Origin of the sequence: Corynebacterium sp. HMSC074A01, assembly GCF_001831515.1 — a bacterium.
Lineage (GTDB): Bacteria > Actinomycetota > Actinomycetes > Mycobacteriales > Mycobacteriaceae > Corynebacterium.
On the sequence record NZ_KV825618.1, the window covers coordinates 114600 to 130711 of the forward strand.

Annotated in this window: 14 protein-coding genes; 2 read left to right on the forward strand and 12 right to left on the reverse strand. The window is 67.5% G+C overall.

Annotated features, from left to right (window positions below; all coding sequences use genetic code 11):
* Positions 1–11 precede the first annotated feature (11 nt).
* On the forward strand, positions 12–1223 hold the full coding sequence (locus HMPREF2550_RS06190) for an alpha/beta fold hydrolase (protein ID WP_070790340.1): 1212 nt from the start codon (positions 12–14) through the stop codon (positions 1221–1223).
* 23 nt (positions 1224–1246) lie between these two features.
* Positions 1247–1384, forward strand: a complete 138-nt coding sequence (locus HMPREF2550_RS12250) for a hypothetical protein (protein WP_168167092.1) — start codon at positions 1247–1249, stop codon at positions 1382–1384.
* On the opposite strand, the gene HMPREF2550_RS06195 is transcribed toward HMPREF2550_RS12250, so the two are convergent.
* From HMPREF2550_RS06195 to HMPREF2550_RS06250, 12 genes are all read right to left on the reverse strand, one after another.
* Complete coding sequence (locus HMPREF2550_RS06195) at positions 1362–2285, reverse strand: ribokinase (RefSeq protein ID WP_070790341.1); 924 nt, start codon at positions 2283–2285, stop codon at positions 1362–1364. The genes HMPREF2550_RS12250 and HMPREF2550_RS06195 overlap by 23 nt on opposite strands.
* 2 nt (positions 2286–2287) lie before the next feature.
* A complete protein-coding gene (locus tag HMPREF2550_RS06200; protein WP_070790342.1) occupies positions 2288–3661 on the reverse strand; it encodes an ATP-binding cassette domain-containing protein in 1374 nt (457 codons plus the stop codon).
* Positions 3658–4443 carry an ABC transporter permease gene (locus HMPREF2550_RS06205; protein WP_070790343.1) on the reverse strand — a complete coding sequence of 262 codons (786 nt, stop codon included), beginning with the start codon at positions 4441–4443 and terminating at the stop codon, positions 3658–3660. Before HMPREF2550_RS06205 ends, HMPREF2550_RS06200 begins: the two co-directional genes overlap by 4 nt.
* A complete protein-coding gene (locus HMPREF2550_RS06210) occupies positions 4440–5375 on the reverse strand; it encodes an ABC transporter permease (RefSeq protein WP_070790344.1) in 936 nt (311 codons plus the stop codon). Before HMPREF2550_RS06210 ends, HMPREF2550_RS06205 begins: the two co-directional genes overlap by 4 nt.
* 2 nt (positions 5376–5377) lie before the next feature.
* Entirely contained in the window at positions 5378–6838 is a 1461-nt protein-coding gene (locus HMPREF2550_RS06215) for an ABC transporter substrate-binding protein (RefSeq protein ID WP_246819771.1), read from the reverse strand.
* 32 nt (positions 6839–6870) lie between these two features.
* Positions 6871–7626 carry a GntR family transcriptional regulator gene (locus HMPREF2550_RS06220; RefSeq protein ID WP_070790346.1) on the reverse strand — a complete coding sequence of 252 codons (756 nt, stop codon included), beginning with the start codon at positions 7624–7626 and terminating at the stop codon, positions 6871–6873.
* 10 nt (positions 7627–7636) lie between these two features.
* Positions 7637–8623 (reverse strand): LLM class flavin-dependent oxidoreductase, encoded by a 987-nt coding sequence (locus tag HMPREF2550_RS06225; RefSeq protein ID WP_070790347.1) that lies wholly within the window; start codon positions 8621–8623, stop codon positions 7637–7639.
* 9 nt (positions 8624–8632) lie between these two features.
* A complete protein-coding gene (gene brnQ, locus HMPREF2550_RS06230) occupies positions 8633–10018 on the reverse strand; it encodes a branched-chain amino acid transport system II carrier protein (protein ID WP_070790348.1) in 1386 nt (461 codons plus the stop codon).
* Positions 10019–10207: 189 nt separating this feature from the next.
* A complete protein-coding gene (locus tag HMPREF2550_RS06235) occupies positions 10208–11296 on the reverse strand; it encodes a trehalose synthase (protein ID WP_070790349.1) in 1089 nt (362 codons plus the stop codon).
* Positions 11297–11303: 7 nt separating this feature from the next.
* Positions 11304–13022, reverse strand: a complete 1719-nt coding sequence (treS, locus tag HMPREF2550_RS06240) for a maltose alpha-D-glucosyltransferase (protein WP_070790350.1) — start codon at positions 13020–13022, stop codon at positions 11304–11306.
* A gap of 6 nt (positions 13023–13028) precedes the next feature.
* The gene (locus tag HMPREF2550_RS06245) at positions 13029–14150 is read right to left on the reverse strand and encodes a MalY/PatB family protein (protein WP_070790351.1); all 1122 of its coding nucleotides are present in this window, start codon (positions 14148–14150) and stop codon (positions 13029–13031) included.
* 46 nt (positions 14151–14196) lie between these two features.
* Positions 14197–16074: an ABC transporter ATP-binding protein gene (locus HMPREF2550_RS06250; RefSeq protein WP_070790352.1), complete on the reverse strand. Its 1878-nt coding sequence runs from the start codon at positions 16072–16074 to the stop codon at positions 14197–14199.
* Positions 16075–16112: the final 38 nt, after the last annotated feature.

The following is a 16112-nucleotide window of genomic DNA, read 5'->3' on the forward strand; positions in this document are numbered from 1 at the left end:
CGATCGGGCATATGGAGTCAACCGTCGAAATCACCAGAGACCAGTGGAGAATCTTCGCGCGCGTGATGGGCCAGCCGGACGCGCCGGCGTTGCTGTTCCTCCAGGGCGGGCCCGGCTCGCCGGCGCCGCGGGAGCGCTTCGAGTGGATCCAGGAGGCGCTGCGCCGCGGCTACCGGGTCGTGTTGCTGGATCAGCGCGGCACGGGCCGTTCGACGCGTATCGACGCCGCAACACCGGAACTCATCACTGCGGAAACGCTCGTACAGCTGCGCGCGCCCGAGATCATCAAGGACGCCGAGGCGATCCGCGAGGCGCTCGGCATCACCCGGTGGGACGTGCTGGGTCAGTCCTTCGGCGGTTTCTGCCTGCTGCACTACCTTGCAACCGCGCCGGAGCGGATCGGGGTGGCGGTGTTTACGGGCGGGTTGGCGTCGATAAGCGAGGGCCCTGATGCGGTCTACGAGGCGACCTTTGCCAAACTGCGCACCCGCCACCGCGCGTTCAATCTGGCGCTGCCGGAGGCGGAGCGGATGATTCGCGAGGTCTGCCGCCACCTCGCCACCACCGAGGAGACGCTGCCCACCGGCGAGCGGCTCACCCCGCGCCGCTTCCGCACCATCGGTATCGAGCTTGGGCAGGAGGGTGGGTTCGCCTCGCTCGCGAACCTGCTCGAGGCACCGTTTCATCCCAACGGGCGGCTGCGCACCGACTTTCTCGCCGCGGTCGGCCAGCGCGTGAGTTTCGCGCCCAACCCGCTCTACGCTGCGATCCACGAATCCATCTACGGCGGCACGGTGGCGGGCGCGACCGACTGGTCCGCCGAGCGGGTCTCGCGCGCGATCGCCGGCTTCGGCCCCGACGCCACGCCCGATGACGACGAGTTCTACCTCACCGGTGAACACATCTTCCCCTTCCAATTCGACGAAGACCCCGCGCTGCGCCCCTTCACGGACGCCGCGCACGCGCTCGTGGCGAAAGACGACTGGGCGAACCAGTACGCGGGCATCGTCGACGGGGTGGCCGCGCACGACGCCGCCGACGGGAAGCGCGTTGCCGCCGTCTACACCGACGACATCTACGTACCGCGCGAACTCTCGCTGGAAACGGCGCGCACGCTTGGCATCGACGCGTGGGAGACGGCGCACTACCAGCACGACGGCCTGCGCAAACATGGTGCGGCGGTGCTGGGGCAGCTGCTCGACCGCGCCGCGGGCACGAACTAGCGCGGGCGGGCTATGATCAGGGCATGCAACGACCGTTTCCCCGCGAAGAAGCGCAGCTCAGCGAGGCAGAGGCCACCGAGTTTGAGCTGTTGACCAGTGGTTTTGAGCGCGTCGAAGAGCACGTGCTCAGCTGGGCGCTTATTCCGCAGATTTACAACTAGGCAGTTCGTCCGCCGCCGAAGGGTAGGATGGCTGCGCGCCGGGGCGCTGCACGGCGAACGCGCCGACGCGGGCGGCGAAGGCGGCGGCCTCGTCGAGCGAGTCGCCTGCGACCAGCCGGTGGCACAGCGCGCCCGCGAACGCGTCGCCCGCGCCGACGGTGTCGACCGCGTCGACGCGCGGGGTTGGGATGGGGCGCAGGCCGTCGGCGTCGGCAACCAGGGCACCGGCCGCGCCGAGGGTGAGCACCACGGAGGGGAAACCCACCTCCAGCAGGCGCTGCGCGAGCGTCTCCGGCTCGCCGGTGTCGTCCGCGCCAAGTTGGGCGAGGATCAGCCCCGCTTCGTGCTCGTTGGCCAGCAGCGGATCGGCCTGCAGCAGGGCCTCGCGCGGGACGTCGACGACTGGGGCGAGGTTGACCACGACGCGCCCGCCGGCAAGCGCGACCGCTTCGGCGAAACCGTCCGCCGGGATTTCGCCTTGCAGGAGAACGAGCTGCGCGTCCTCGACGGGGGCACTGTGGGCGCGGACATAAGCAGCGTCGACACACGCGTTCGCGCCGGGCACGACGAGCACCGTGTTCTCCCCGTCGGCCGCAACCGTGATCACGGCAAGGCCGGTGACGTCCTCGACCTCTTCGACGTTGCTTAAGTCGACGCCGGACGCGCGCAGCACGGCAGTCGCGGGACCGGCGTTCGCATCGTCGCCGACCGCGCCGACGAGCGCGACGCTGGCACCCAGCTTCGCCGCCGCGCACGCCTGGTTGGCACCCTTCCCGCCGGCGGTGAGCCCGCCTCCGTCGCCCAGGAGGGTTTCGCCGGGGTTCGGGTGGCGCGGCACGGTGACGGTGAGGTCGGCGTTAATGGAGCCGACCACGACGATGTCTGCAGATGAGTGGCTCATGCCTACTCATCGTACGGAATGATCGCCTCCAGCAGTGCCTGCGTGTATTCGTGTTGCGGGTTCGCCCAGGTTTCCTCGGTGGCGCCGTGCTCGACGATGCGGCCGCGCTCCATCACCGCCAGTCGCGGACACAGCTCGCGCGCGACCTGCAGGTCGTGGGTGACAAAAATGAGCGTGTGCTTACCGACGGTCGCACGCAGCAGTTCGAGCACCTGGTGCTGAATGGTGGCGTCGAGGGCGGAGACGGGCTCGTCGGCAAGCAACAGGCGCGGGCGCGGGGCGGCGGCGCGCGCGATTGAGATGCGCTGGCGCTGGCCGCCGGAAAACGCGCGGGGGAGGCGATCACCGGTGCCGGCAAGCCCGACGGCGTCGAGGACCTTATCGGCGGCGTCGGCGGTGACACCGGTCTCGCGGATGGAATCGCGCACCCGCATCCGCGGGTCGAGTGAGGAGTACGGGTCCTGGAAGACCATCTGCAGGTGTTTCTCGGCGCGCACCTCGCCCGCCGAAGGGGTGATGAGGCCCGCGATGACGTGCAGCAGGGTGGTTTTGCCGGAGCCGGAGCCGCCGACGATTGCGAGGCGTTCGCCTTCGTGGACGGTGAGGTTGACGTCGGAAAGCACGCGCGTGCCGCCGCGGTCGACGCACACGCCATCCAACTCGACCGCCGCCGAGGAAGCGATTTCGCACGGCGCCGGCGCGGGCGGGCCCGGCCGGGCGGCGGACTCGAGCTGGCGGGCGTACTCGCTGTCGCCGTCGACGATGCGGCCTTGGTGGAAGACGAGCGTGCGGTCGGTCATGCGGCGGACGACGGCGAGGTCGTGGGAGATGAACAGCAGCCCCATGCCGCGCTCGCTTACCAGCTCGTCGAGGAGGTCGAGGATCTGCGCCTGCGTGGTCACGTCGAGGGCGGTGGTGGGCTCGTCACAAATCAGCACGTCGGGGTCTTGCGACAGCGCCAGCGCGATGAGCACGCGTTGACGCTGCCCGCCGGAGAGCTGGTGCGGGTACGCGTCTGGCCGGTCGACGCCCACCTGGCGCAAAAGCTCGCGCGGCACGAGGCGGCCAACCTTGGTCAGCGGGTCGAGCGCGGTCATCGGCTCCTGGAAGACCATGGCGACGCGGCTGCCGCGCACGCTGCGGCGCACCCGGTCGCGCGTGCCGACCATCTGGACGCCGGCGACGGTGACGGAGCCGCGCGCGGCGGGCAGCCCCGGCGCGTCGGCAAGCCCCATGATGCTTAAGGCAGTGACGGATTTGCCGGAGCCGGATTCGCCGATGACCCCGACGCGTTCGCCGCGGGCGACGGTGAAGGAGACGTCGTGGAGAATGCCCGGCACGCTCAACGAATCGACCGTAATAACGGGGGCGGTCACGGTGTCCTCCGATCGCCGAGAAGATTGAAGCCTAAAACGGTGAGTGAGATGGCGAAGCCGGGCCACAGCGCCAGGTGAGGGGAGGTGGCCAGGTACGGCTGCGAGGCCTGCAGCATCCGCCCCCACGACGCATACGGGGCGGGCGTGCCCAGGCCGAGGAAGGACAGGCCCGCTTCGGCGAGGATGGCCAGCGCGAGCGCAGTCGAAATTTGCACTGTAATAATAGGGGCGATGTTGGGCAGCACGTGGCGCGTAGCGATCCTCAAGGCGGGCACGCCGCTGATCCGGGCGGCGAGGATGTAGTCCTGGTGCATGATCTGCATGGTGCCGACGCGCGCGACGCGCACGAACCCGGGGATGCCGGCGATGCCGACGGCGGCAATGACCACCCACGTCGACGCGCCGAACACCGCCGTGAACACGATCGCGAGCAGCAGCGCAGGGAAGGCGAGCAAAAGGTCCGCGCCCGCCATCACGGCGTGCCCGGCGCGCCGCCGCATGCCCGCGAGCACGCCGAGCGGCACGCCAACAAGCGCGGAGCAGGCGACGGCGGCGCAGGCGACGGATAGCGTAAATCGCGCCCCGTGCATGATGCGCGAGGTGATGTCGCGCCCCAACGCGTCGGTGCCCATCCAGTGCTGCCAGCTCGGGCCCGCCAGGCGTGCGGCGGGGTCGGCGTGCAGTGGGTCGTAGGGGGTCCAAAACAGTGAAAGTAGCGCGGCGAACGCGGCGGTGCCGATGAGCACCCAGCCGAGAGCGCGCGAGGTGTTAGTGCGTGTCATGCGCGCCTCCGGGTCCGCGGGTCGATCGCGGCGTAGCTTACATCCACCACCAGGTTCACCAGAAGGGTGAACGCGACGATGCACATCATGACGGATTGGACTTGGGTGAGGTCGCGGTTGCCGACGGCGTCGAGAAGCATGCTCCCGAGCCCAGGAATCGCAAACACCCGCTCGATGACGACCGCCCCCACGATCAGCGCCGACAGCTGCACGCCGGTCACGGTGAGCACGGGCAGCGCGGCGTTGCGCAGCGCGTGGCACGCCAATGCAGTCCTTATTGACGCTCCGCTCGCCCTCGCCGTACGCACATAGTCTTTCTCCAACTCCTCGGCAATCGCGGCGCGCACGTAGCGGGTCAGGATCGACGCCTGCACCAGCGTGAGCGCGACCACCGGTAGTACGGCGTGCGCGGGCGTGCCCCAACCGTTGGCCGGCAGCCACCCGAGCCGCACCGAAAACAGCGCGACGGCGAGGATGCCCACCAGAAAGGAGGGCACGACGATTCCGATTTGGGTCAGCCCGTCGACGATCGCGGCGTCGGCGGTTCCGCGGCGGCGCGCCAAGTACACGCCCAGCGGGACCGCGATGCACACCGAGACGGCCATCGCGCTAAGCGTGAGCACAAGCGAGACGCCCGCGCGCTCTGCGAGCTGGGGCCCGAGCGGGGTGCCGCTGGCCATGGAGATCCCGAAGTCGCCGGTGAGCATCCCGGTGACCCAGCTGAAGTATTGGGTGACAAGCGGGCGGTCGGTGCCGAGCTGGCGAGCGAGCTCGGCGACGTCCTCCTCGGTTGCGGCAACGCCGAGCGCGACGCGCGCCGGGTCGCCGGGTACTGCGCGCAGGAGCAGGAAGATGATGAGGCTGGCGGCGGCGAGCAGGAGCGCAAACCGGGCAAGGGCGCGGCCGGCGCGGGCGGCAAATGTGGTTGGCATGGTTATTTCTCCACCTTGCGTAGTTCGAGCGCGTCGGTGACCACGTTCGGGTTCAGCCCGCGCACGCCGGGGGCGTAGAGCACGACGTTGGGCGCGTTGGCGAGGGTGAGCGCGCCGGCGTCGGCCATGATGGTGTTCACGGCTGTTTCGCGGTCGCCGTCGGCAAGCGCGGCGCGCACGGCGGCGGAGTCGTAGCCGAGGTAGTAGTCGGGGTTGCCGAATAGCATGCCGAGGTCGCGCGGCTCGACGTGCGCGACGAGCGAGGCCTGGTAGTCGTGCCCGTTGAGCACGTCGTTCAGCCACACCGCCGGGAATTCGACGGTTTCGAGCCGGACGCGGAAGCCGACGTCGGCAAGCTGCGAGTAGATCAGCTCGCTCGCCGTTTGCGCGTAGGCGAGGTTCGGCACGGTGATTGTGACCTCCGGGGTGCGGCCGGCGAGCAGCGCGCGGGCGCGGTCGGGGTCGAAGGGGTAGAAGTTCTCGCCGGTGTACCAGGGGTCGGTCGGCGGGACGGGTGCGCCGCCGGTGTCAGTGGCCAGCCCGTTGTAGACGACCGCGTTGATGGCGTCGCGGTCGATGGCGTAGGCGGCGGCGCGGCGGACATCCGGATCGTCGAAGGGGGCGCGGTTGTTGTTCATGGAGAACAACACCTCGCCGTTGGTGGTACCAATGTCGACGGTGATGTTTTCGGGCAGGGCGTCGAGAAGCTGTGGCGCCTGCATCGCCCAGACGACGTCCGCGTCGCCGGTGCGCAACGCGTTCACGGCGGCGGTGGAGTCGTCGAAGTAGCGGATCGCCGCGTCGCGTGCCACGGGCCCGCCCCAGTAGTCGGCGCGGGCGTGAAAGGCGATGGACTCGCCGACACGGAAGCTGGCCACGCGGTAGGGGCCGGTGCCGAGCGGGTCGGTGGCAAGCCGGTCGATGCTCGCCGGGGCCATCATCGCGCCGGTGAGCGTGCCCATGGACCACAGCCAATCCGGGTCCGGTGCGGCGAGCGTGACGACCAGCGTGTGCGAATCGAGCGCGTGCGCTTCCGCGACCGCGTCCATCTGCTTCTTCAGCCCGTTGGTCCAGTGGTTCTTGACGTAGTCGATGGAAAAGGCGGCCGTGCCGGCGGTGAACGGGGTGCCGTCGGAAAACGTGACGTCCTGGCGCAGGTGGAAGGTGTAAGTGGTGCCGTCGGCGCTTTCCTCCCAGCGTTCTGCCAGGAAAGGTTGCGGCGTGCCGGTGTCGTCGATGCGCACGAGCGTCTCGTAGACGTTGCCCATCATCGCCTGCGGCACCGCGGCACCGCCGGTGGAGGTAAAGTCCAGGCTCGCGGGCGCGGCCTGGGTCGCCACCACCACGGTGTCGCGCGGGGGCGCGCCGCCGTCGGTCGCGCACGCGCTCGCGCCGAACAGTGCGCCGGAGGCGGCGAGCACCGTGCCCGCGATGCGTCGCCGAGTGTCCATGGATCTCGCCATGGCTGCACAGTGTAATTGGCGCTTAGCTGGGGTTACGAATCGATTTCGAACCACAGGGGGGACGCGTGCCCCCGCACGTTGTGCAGCCCGATGGTCAGCGTGTCGGCGCGGTAGAGCTGCACCGCGAATTCGACGGGCGCGCCCGCGTGGTCAAACACCGTCATCTGCACCTGAATGACCGGCGTACCTGCGGCGATGCGAAGCGCGTCGGCCTGCGCCGCGGTGGCGGCGCGGACGTTGAGGCGACGCGACAGATTGTTGCAGTTGATGCCGCAGGTGCTCAGATGGCGGTGAATGGAATCCCGTGCCGGGTCGAGCGTGGCAAGCTCGTCGTCGAGGTCGGGATGGAAGTAGAGCGACTCGCACAGCAGCGGGACCCCGTCCGCGGTGCGGGTGCGGCGGATGTGCACCGCCTGCGTGTCGGCAGCAACGCGCAGTGCGCCAGCGGCGCTCGCCGGAAGCGGGACGCGGCCAAAGAAGTCGAGCACCTGGCCGGGGGCTTTGCCCATGTTGGTGATCCACGCGGTGTTCGACAGGATTTCTTCGAAGGACTCGGTGCGCGTGTTCGACAGCACGAGGGAGCGTCGCCCTCGCCCGGCCGAGATCAGCCCTTCGGCGCGCAGCGTTGACAAGGCTTGGCGCACCGGGCCACGGGAGGTGTTGAATTGCGTGCACAGGTCTGCCTCCGAGGGCAGCGCTTCGCCGGCGGGGATGCGCCCGGCGAAGATCTCATCGCGCAGGTACGCCGCAATCTCTTCGTGCTGCTGCGGCGGCCGAAGTGGATGCATCGGGGCGCGCCTAGGCGTCCCAGTGCTTGGACAGGATGTCCATCGACGCCAGGACCTCCTCGTGGCTGGGGGCCTGCAGCGAGATCATCAGCTCGTCGGCCCCGGCGTGTTTTTGGAACCACTCGAGATACTCGCGGACCTGCTCAGCGGTGCCCTTGGCGGTGTAGCGGAGCATATCGATGATCTGGCGGCCCTGGAAGGAGTCGACCACGGCGTCGAGCTGTTCCTCATTGAGTACCTGGCCCCGCCTGCCCAGCATGGCGCGCACGCGGTTGCGGTGCACCAGCGCGGTTTGGCGCTCTGCGTCTTCTTCCGTCTCCGCGGCGGTGACGTTAACGGCGGCGACACAGTAGGGCTCGGGGTAACGCTCGGAAGGCTCGTAGTTTTCGCGGTAGTAGGCGGTGGCCTGCTCCAAGTGCTGCGGGGCGAAGTGCGAGGCGAACGCGTAGGGCATGCCGAGCTTGGCCGCGAGCGAGGCACCGAACATCGACGAGCCGAGGATAATCAGCGGCACGTTGGTGTTAAAGCCGGGCACGGCGGTCACACCGGGCAGCGGCGACTCGTTGGACAGCCACGCCTGCAATTCCACGACGTCCTGCGGGAAGTTCTCGGCGGCGCGCGGGTCGCGGCGCAACGCGCGGCCGAGCGTTTGCTGGTCAGTGCCGGGTGCGCGACCGAGGCCTAAGTCGATGCGGCCGGGGTAGAGCTCCTCGAGCATGCCGAACTGCTCGGCGATGACGTAGGGGGCGTGGTTGGGCAGCATCACGCCGCCGGAGCCGAGCCGGATCGTGTTGGTCTTCGCCCCGATGTGCGCGATGAGCACGGCCGGGGAGGAGGAGACAATCGAGCTCATGTTGTGGTGCTCGGAGTACCAGATACGCGAATACCCCAACGATTCCGCCTGTTGCGCGAACTCCACAGAACGTTGGAGCGCTTCGCTGACGGTTTCGTCGGGGTATCGGGTGCAAAAGTCAATGAGCGACAGCGGGGTATGCATGCCCCCACACTACGCGGTGACGACCTCGCCGTCGATCGTCTCGTGGGTGCCGATGGCCATCGGGGTCTTGGGGTTGGCCCAGTCGATGACGATGCCGATGATAAACGTTACGGCGACCGGGACGACCCAGCCCAGCCCGTCGGCCTGCAGCGGCAGCCAGGTGATTAGCGGGGACAGGGCGTCGGCAGCCCAGCCCAGACTGATGAAGGTCTCGATGGCGGAGTAGATCACGGCGACCCAGATCGGCAGGAAGAACGCCCAGGTAAAGCGGGTGCGCTTGGCAAAGGCGGGCTCGATCAGGGTGACGAAGATCAGCGCGATGGCCGGCGGGTACAGGAAGCCGATCACCGGCGCGGCAATCGACATGACGAACTCGAGACCCTGCGTCGCAATCACAGCGGAGGTGATGGTGAAGATGATGGCCCAGGTGGCGTAGGAACCAGGGAACTGGGAAGAGAAGTACTCCGCGGTCGCGGTGATCAGGCCGACGGCGGTGGTCAGGCAGGCGAGCAGCACGATCAGTGCGAAGATGATTTGGCCTGCGGTGCCCATGGTCAGGTTGGAGGCGTCGGCAAGCAGCGCGGCACCATTGTCGTACTGGCCCGGGTTCGGGATGACGCGGCCAATCGTGCCCAGGCCGAGGTAGATTGCGCCGAGCATGGCGCCTGCGCCGACGCCGGCCCAGATGGTGCCGCGGACGGTTTGCTTGCCCTCGCTAAAACCCTGGAACTGCAGGCTGGAGATCACCACGATGGAAAACGCGAGCGCGGCGATCGAGTCCATGGTCAGGTAGCCCTCGAGCAGACCCGCGGTGAACGGGCCGTCGGCGTAGGCCTCGGCGGGGGTGGAAGGCTCTGCGGTCCACTGGAAGGCGGCCACGGTGATCATGATGATCAGCAGGATGACCAGGGCGGGCACGAGGAACTTGCCCAGCGTTTCCATAATCTGCGTGGGGTTCCACGCCAACGCGAGCGCCACGCCGAAGAAGACGACGTTAAACGCACCGGAGGCGGCCACGCCCTCCCAGCCGAACAGCGGGGTGATCGCGGTTTCCATCGAGACTGCGCCGGTACGCGGCAGCGCGTAGAAGGCACCAATGGAGAGGTACGCCAGCACGGGGAAGACCACGCCGAAGATGGAACCGGCGCGCTGCGCGAGGTCGCGGACGTTCGCGCCGGACAGCGCAATCGCGATCACGGCGAGCACCGGCAGCAGCGCGCCCGTGCCGAGGAAGCCTAGGATGGCGGGCCAGAAGTTGTCGCCGGCCTGCACCGCGAGCATCGGCGGGAAAATCAGGTTGCCCGCGCCGAAGAACATGGAGAACAGGGCGAGCGCCGTGATGACGATCGTCTTGGTGTGCCCGCCGCTGGCGGTGGGCGTTGCTGTGGAGCTCATTGGAACCTCCTTGTAAGTATCAGGTTGCTTTAGCGTACCCTGAAGATTCCATTTTTTGGAAACGTATCCCGCCTAGTGGGAACGTTTTGAGCTTTCGCTTCTCGACGCCACGCTCCCCACCCCCACAAACCCCCAGCTCACACCCGATCCGCGCGCACCGCACCCGCGCGCGGACCGACTACCCCCGGTTTAGACCAGCTGCCTGATCGCGGTGAGTGGGATATCGACCCAGTCGGGCCGGTTGTTCGCCTCGTAGACCACCTCGTAGGCGGCCTTGTCCACGATGTAGGCGGCAAGGAGCGCATCGCGCGCCACGCCGTAGCCGTCGAGCAGCTCCGCGGTGCGCGCCTGTTCCCAGTCAGCGTCGAAGCCGCCGACCGCGCGCGCGTAGCCGAGCGAGCGGACCATGCCGGCAACGTCGCGCAGCCGGTGGTCGGGTCGGCGGCGCTGCGCGAGCGGGCGGGCGGGCTCGCCTTCGAAGTCGATGAGGTACCAGCGCTCGGGCGTTTTCAGCGTCTGGCCTAGGTGCAGGTCGCCGTGGACGCGCTGCACCGGCGTCACACTGGGAGCGTCAAGTGCGGCGTAGAGGTCGCGGATGCGCGGCGCGACATCCGCGAGGACAGGTGCGCGGCGCACGTAGTCCTCCAGATTCGCGGCCAGGCGCTGCGCAATCTCAGCGGCCTCGACGTGTTCGACACCGAACTCTTCGGTCAGCGCGTCGTGGACGGTGCGCATCGCCTCCCCGAGCGCGCGCGTCGCGTCAGCATCGAGCCCGCCGCCGGTGGCCAGGTCGAAGCCGTCGACGCCGCCGCGGACCAGCTCCTGCTGCATCGCCAGCGTCTGCTCGCCGCGGGTGACGTACGCGTTGACCGCGGCGACGTTGGGGCAGGAACCGATCCGGCTGAGCAACTCCACGTCCGGGTTGAGCCTGTCTTCGAGGCGGCGGAAGACCTTCACGATCGTGTCGCCGACCACCAGTGACGTGTTGGACTGCTCCGCGCCCAAAGCGGTGGCCGGGCCGGTGCGCAGCTCGCCGTGGACCTCGCCTAGCTGCGGCAGCGCCGCGAGGTAGGCGGTGGCGCCGGCGTCGGTGTGCAGCACGTCGGTGTCGAAATCGGCACCGCCGAGCAGCACTTGGTAGGTGTCGGTCACCCCGCCGTGCGTGACGTCGAGAAGCTGCCACTGCGCGCCTTCGACGGGGCAGGTGGCGGCGACGTCGATGGCGTCGACGGGTTCGGACTTCGCGCCGTAGAAGCGCTGCGAGGCAATATCAAACATGGTGCTCCTAGGAGATGTCGAACCAGAAGAAACCGTGCGGGGCCAGGGTGACCAGCCAGGGCAGCTCGCCGATCGCCGGGAACTCGAGCCCGCCGGAAAGCTCGCGCGGGACAATACCGTCGTACTGGCCGAGCTGCATCTCCACAGCCTGCGGGCGCGAGCTCATGTTGTTCACGCACAGGATGCGCTCCACGCCGGAGCCGGTGTCGTACTCGCGGATGAACGCGAGTACCTGCTCGTTGCCGTGCTCGACCTCAATGTAGGAGCCGCGGCCGAACGCCTTGTACTGCTTGCGGATGTGCACCTGCTTGCGAACCCACTGCAACAGCGAGTTCTCGCGGTTCATCTGCGATTCCACGTTGATGATGTGGTAGCCGTACTGGTCGTTGCGCACCGGCGGCAGGTAGAGGCGCTCCGGCTCCGCCTTGGAAAAGCCGCCGTTGCGGTCGTTGGACCACTGCATCGGGGTGCGCACGCCGTCGCGGTCGGGCAGCCAGATGTTGTCGCCCATGCCGATCTCGTCGCCGTAGTACAAAAACGGCGAACCCGGCAGGCTCAACAGCAGGGCGTGGGCGAGCTCCAAGCGGTCGCGGTGGCCGCCGAGCAGCGGGGCGAGCCGACGGCGGATGCCCACGTTAGCGCGCATGCGCGGGTCGTAGGCGTAGTGCTTGTACATGTAGTCGCGCTCGTCCTCCGAGACCATCTCCAGGGTGAGCTCGTCGTGGTTGCGCAGGAAGATGCCCCACTGGGCGGTCGCGGGGATCGCCGGGGTCTCGCGCAAAATGTCGATGATCGGCTGGGCGGACTCCTGGTGGATACCCATGAAGATGCGCGGCATGACGGGGAAGTGGAACGCCATCTGGCACTCGTCGCCGACGCCGTCGGGGCCGCCGTCGCCGAAGTAGGCCACCACTTCATCGGGCATCTGGTTAGCTTCGGCAAGGAGGAAGCGGCCGGGGTACTCCTCGTCGAAAAGTGTGCGCACGCGCTTGATAAATCCGTGGGTTTCCGCCAGGTTTTCGGAGCTGGTGCCCTCGCGCTCGAAGAGGTAGGGGATGGCGTCGAGGCGGATGCCGTCCATGCCCAGGTCCAGCCAGAACCGGATGATGTCTAAGACTTCCTCCTGGACGGCCGGGTTGTCGTAGTTCAGGTCCGGCTGGTGGGAGAAGAAGCGGTGCCAGAAGTACTGCTTGCGCACCGGGTCCCACGTCCAGTTGGACTCCTCGGTGTCGATGAAGATGATGCGGGTGCCGTCGTACTTCGTGTCGTCGTCGCTCCACACGTAGTAGTCGCCGTAGGGCCCGTCCGGGTCCTGCCGGGAGGCCTGGAACCAGGCATGCGTGTCCGAGGTGTGGTTGATGGGGAAGTCGGTGATGATGCGGATGCCGCGCTTGTGCGCAGAGTCGATCAGCGAGATGAAGTCCTCCACCGTGCCGAACTCCGGCAGCACCTTGCGGAAGTCGCGGATGTCGTAGCCGCCGTCGCGCAGCGGCGAATCATAAAACGGCGGCAGCCACAGACAATCCACGCCCAACCACTGCAGGTAGTCGAGCTTTTCCTCCAAGCCCTTCAGCGTGCCGATGCCGGTATCGTCCGGGTCGTAGAAGGCGCGGACAAGGACTTCGTAGAAGACCGCGTCCTTGTACCACTCGGGCTCGGGCCGTTCCCAGGGCTGCTCCGGGGGCGCGGGGGGCAAGAAATCTGAGGCCTGTGGTGTCTGCTCCATGTCCTCCTACAGTAGGCGAATCGCCTCAGCCATGCGGTCGACGGCCTCAGCCAGGATCTCCGGGCTGGTGGCAAAATTTAGCCGCGCCTTGTGCTCGCCGCCGGGCCCGAAGCTTACACCCTCGTTCATGGCCACCTTCGCGTGCGTGCGCAGCCACGTGGCCGGCTTGTCGGTGGTGAGTTTGGTGTTGCGGAAATCCAAAAACATCAGGTAGGTGGCCTGGGGCAGCTGGATGTCGATGCCCGGAATCTTCTCCGGCAGCACCTTAGCCAACCAATCGCGGTTTTTGCGCAGCTGGGCGATCTCCTCATCGAGGAAGTCGCGCCCGTCGCGGTAGCAGGCCTCGGCCGCGACGATGCCGAGCGTGCCCGTGCCGTCCTTCGCCACGCCGCTCAAACCCTGCCACGTCTTTACGTCCTCGTCGTTGGAGAAGATCAGCTGCGCGCATTTGAGCCCCGCCACGTTCCAGGCCTTGGATGCGGCGGTAATCGTGATGCACACGTCCGGGTTGTTCGCGGCCGCGCAGGTGTGGGCGCCGTCGAAGACGAGCGGGGCGTGGATCTCGTCAACGATCACGCGTGCGCCGTGACGGCGGGCGAGCGCGCAGATCTCGTCGAGGCGCTCGGCGTCGAACGTCCAGCCGCCGGGGTTATACGGGTTGGTCAAGATCAGCGAGCCCGCGCCGCGCGCAAACGCCGCCTCCAGCTCGTCCAAGTCGAGCCCCGGCACCGCGGCGACGTTGATGCGTTCGCGCCCGGCGGTCTCGGCCACCTCCAAGAACGGGTGGTAAGCCGGCACCGGCACGATCACCGGGCCCTGCGTGAAGTGCTGGATAGCCAAAAGCACGCCGCGTACCACGTCCGGGATGGCAAAGATGCGCGCCGGGTCCGGCCGCCAGCCGTAGCGCGCGTCGTAGAAGTCGGCCGTCAGCTCGGGCAGCTGCTGCGCCTGCGGCGCGGGCGTGTAGCCGAACATTTCGCGCTCGACGGCGTCAGCGATGACGGCGCGCACCGGCTCGGCGGTGGTGAAGTCGCTTTCCGCCACGAACAGCGGCAGCACATCGTCGTCGTACTGGGTCCATTTGCGGGTTCCGCGTGCGCGGAGCGTTGAAAGTTCAGGGAAATCCATAGGGCCCAAGCTTATCGACGCCCCGCTTTCCACCCCAGCGCTACATTCACACCCGCGCGTCGTCCTCGTCTTCGTCGTCCGCGCCATCGAGCTGGAAACCGAAGGACTTCAGGCGTGCGCGGTCCGCAGCCGAAGAGGACGCGGTCAGCGCGAGCAGCTCTGAATAAATACCGCCCGAGACCGCGAGCTCGGCGGGCGAGCCGATCTCGTCGATGCGGCCGTGATCCAAGGTGATGATCGTGTCCACATCCGCGATCGTGGACAGGCGGTGGGCGATCATGATGGTGGTGCGGTCCTTCATCAGCTCGTCGAGGCCGGCCTGCACGGCGCGTTCCGCCTTCGTGTCCAGCGCGGAGGTCGCCTCGTCGAGGACCAAGATGGGCGCGTCTTTCAGCATGGCGCGGGCCACGGCCACGCGTTGGCGCTGCCCACCGGAAAGCCGCAGGCCGCGCTCGCCGATGACGGTGTCGTAGCCGTCCTTGAAACGCATGATGAAGTCGTGGGCGCTGGCGCGCTTGGCCACGTCAATGACCTCCTCGCGGGTGGCGGTCGGCTTGCCATAGGCGATGTTCTCGTGCACGGTGCCGGAAAACAGGGCGGGTTCCTGGAAGACGACGCCGGTCGAGGCGCGCAGCTCTTCTACGCTTAAGTCTTCGAGGTTGCGGCCGCAGATGGTGAGCGTGCCGTCGACAAGCGGATAGAGCCCCAAGAGCAGATTGACGATGGTGGACTTGCCGCCCCCGGACTCGCCAACGAGCGCGATTTTTTCGCCCTCGCGCGCCGAGAAGGTGAGGCCAGAAAGGACCGGCTCGCCGGGGGTGTAGGCAAAGGAGACGTCGTCGAAGGCGAGGACCGGCTCGTTGACGGGCAGGGGGTGATGCTGCGTGTCGCGAAGCGCGGGCACGTCGGTGGATTCGGTGGCGGCGACGAGCTGGGCGTTGGCGGTCGGCTCGTGTTCTTCGTCCATGACCTTGAAGTAGTCGCGCGAGCCGGCGATGGCGCGCTGCGCGGCATCCACGATCCAGCTCATCATCTGCGCCGGCTGGCGGGCCATGGTGACCATCTGGATGAGCATGACCATCTCGCCGATTGTGAAGTGGCCGTGCAGCGTGCGCAGGAACAGGATGAGGTAAATGCCTAAAAAGATCGCGGTCATGGCAACCCCGCGCACTGTGTCCATGCTGTGCCACCAGCGCGACTGCGGGCGTGTCAGCGCGACCGTCTCCTGGTAGTGGTGGCCGAACTTATTTAGCTCACGCACCTCGGCGACGAAAGATTTGGTCACCTTGACCTGGCCGACTACCTCGGCGAAACGGCCGTTGGCCTCGTCCACGTTCGCGTTTTTGTCCTGCTCGTAGCGCTGCCACCGCTTCGAGGTCAGCGCGGTCAGCCACATGTAGAGCGGGAAGAGCAGCGCGAGCAGTATTGTCAGCGGCCAGTAATAGTAGGCCGTGATCGCGAGAATTGCCGCGACTTGCAGCAGCATCGGCAGGAAATTGTTGGCGAAGGACTGGATGAACTGCGTGACGTTCGCGATCGAGCGGTCCAGCCGCGCGATGATCGTGCCGGTGATCTGCGTATCGAAGTAGCGCTGCGGCAGCGACAACAGCTTGGCAAAGTAGCGCGTGGACAGGATCTGCCGGATCCGCGCCACCATCACATCACCCAGGTAGCCGGACACGTTGCGCAACAGCGCTGCGGCGGATTCTGCGGCAAAGAGCGCCAGCGCCAGCCAGATCACAGTGCGGGTGGGCGCGGGGCCTTCCGGGGAGCCGACGTAGTCGACGATGGTGTCGGTGGCCTCCCGAATGAGGAAAGGCGAGACCAGCCCCAGCGCCGCAACGCCGGAGGAGATGAGGACCACGGCCAAGTAGTACGGCCACAGCGCGGAGGCGCTGCGGAGCACACGCAACAAAGACTGCATAGTTTGGCTAGGGTACCCGCGCTGTACAGTAGGGAAGA

Coding starts and splice junctions, on each gene's coding strand:
- HMPREF2550_RS06250 (WP_070790352.1), bottom strand. CDS start 16,074: ATGCAGTCTTTGTTGCGTGTGCTCCGCAGCGCCTCCGCGCTGTGGCCG.
- HMPREF2550_RS06235 (WP_070790349.1), bottom strand. CDS start 11,296: ATGTTTGATATTGCCTCGCAGCGCTTCTACGGCGCGAAGTCCGAACCC.
- treS (WP_070790350.1), bottom strand. CDS start 13,022: ATGGAGCAGACACCACAGGCCTCAGATTTCTTGCCCCCCGCGCCCCCG.
- HMPREF2550_RS06220 (WP_070790346.1), bottom strand. CDS start 7,626: ATGCATCCACTTCGGCCGCCGCAGCAGCACGAAGAGATTGCGGCGTAC.
- HMPREF2550_RS06215 (WP_246819771.1), bottom strand. CDS start 6,838: ATGGCGAGATCCATGGACACTCGGCGACGCATCGCGGGCACGGTGCTC.
- brnQ (WP_070790348.1), bottom strand. CDS start 10,018: ATGAGCTCCACAGCAACGCCCACCGCCAGCGGCGGGCACACCAAGACG.
- HMPREF2550_RS06195 (WP_070790341.1), bottom strand. CDS start 2,285: ATGAGCCACTCATCTGCAGACATCGTCGTGGTCGGCTCCATTAACGCC.
- HMPREF2550_RS06225 (WP_070790347.1), bottom strand. CDS start 8,623: ATGCATACCCCGCTGTCGCTCATTGACTTTTGCACCCGATACCCCGAC.
- HMPREF2550_RS06245 (WP_070790351.1), bottom strand. CDS start 14,150: ATGGATTTCCCTGAACTTTCAACGCTCCGCGCACGCGGAACCCGCAAA.
- HMPREF2550_RS06205 (WP_070790343.1), bottom strand. CDS start 4,443: ATGACACGCACTAACACCTCGCGCGCTCTCGGCTGGGTGCTCATCGGC.
- HMPREF2550_RS06210 (WP_070790344.1), bottom strand. CDS start 5,375: ATGCCAACCACATTTGCCGCCCGCGCCGGCCGCGCCCTTGCCCGGTTT.
- HMPREF2550_RS06190 (WP_070790340.1), top strand. CDS start 12: ATGGAGTCAACCGTCGAAATCACCAGAGACCAGTGGAGAATCTTCGCG.
- HMPREF2550_RS12250 (WP_168167092.1), top strand. CDS start 1,247: ATGCAACGACCGTTTCCCCGCGAAGAAGCGCAGCTCAGCGAGGCAGAG.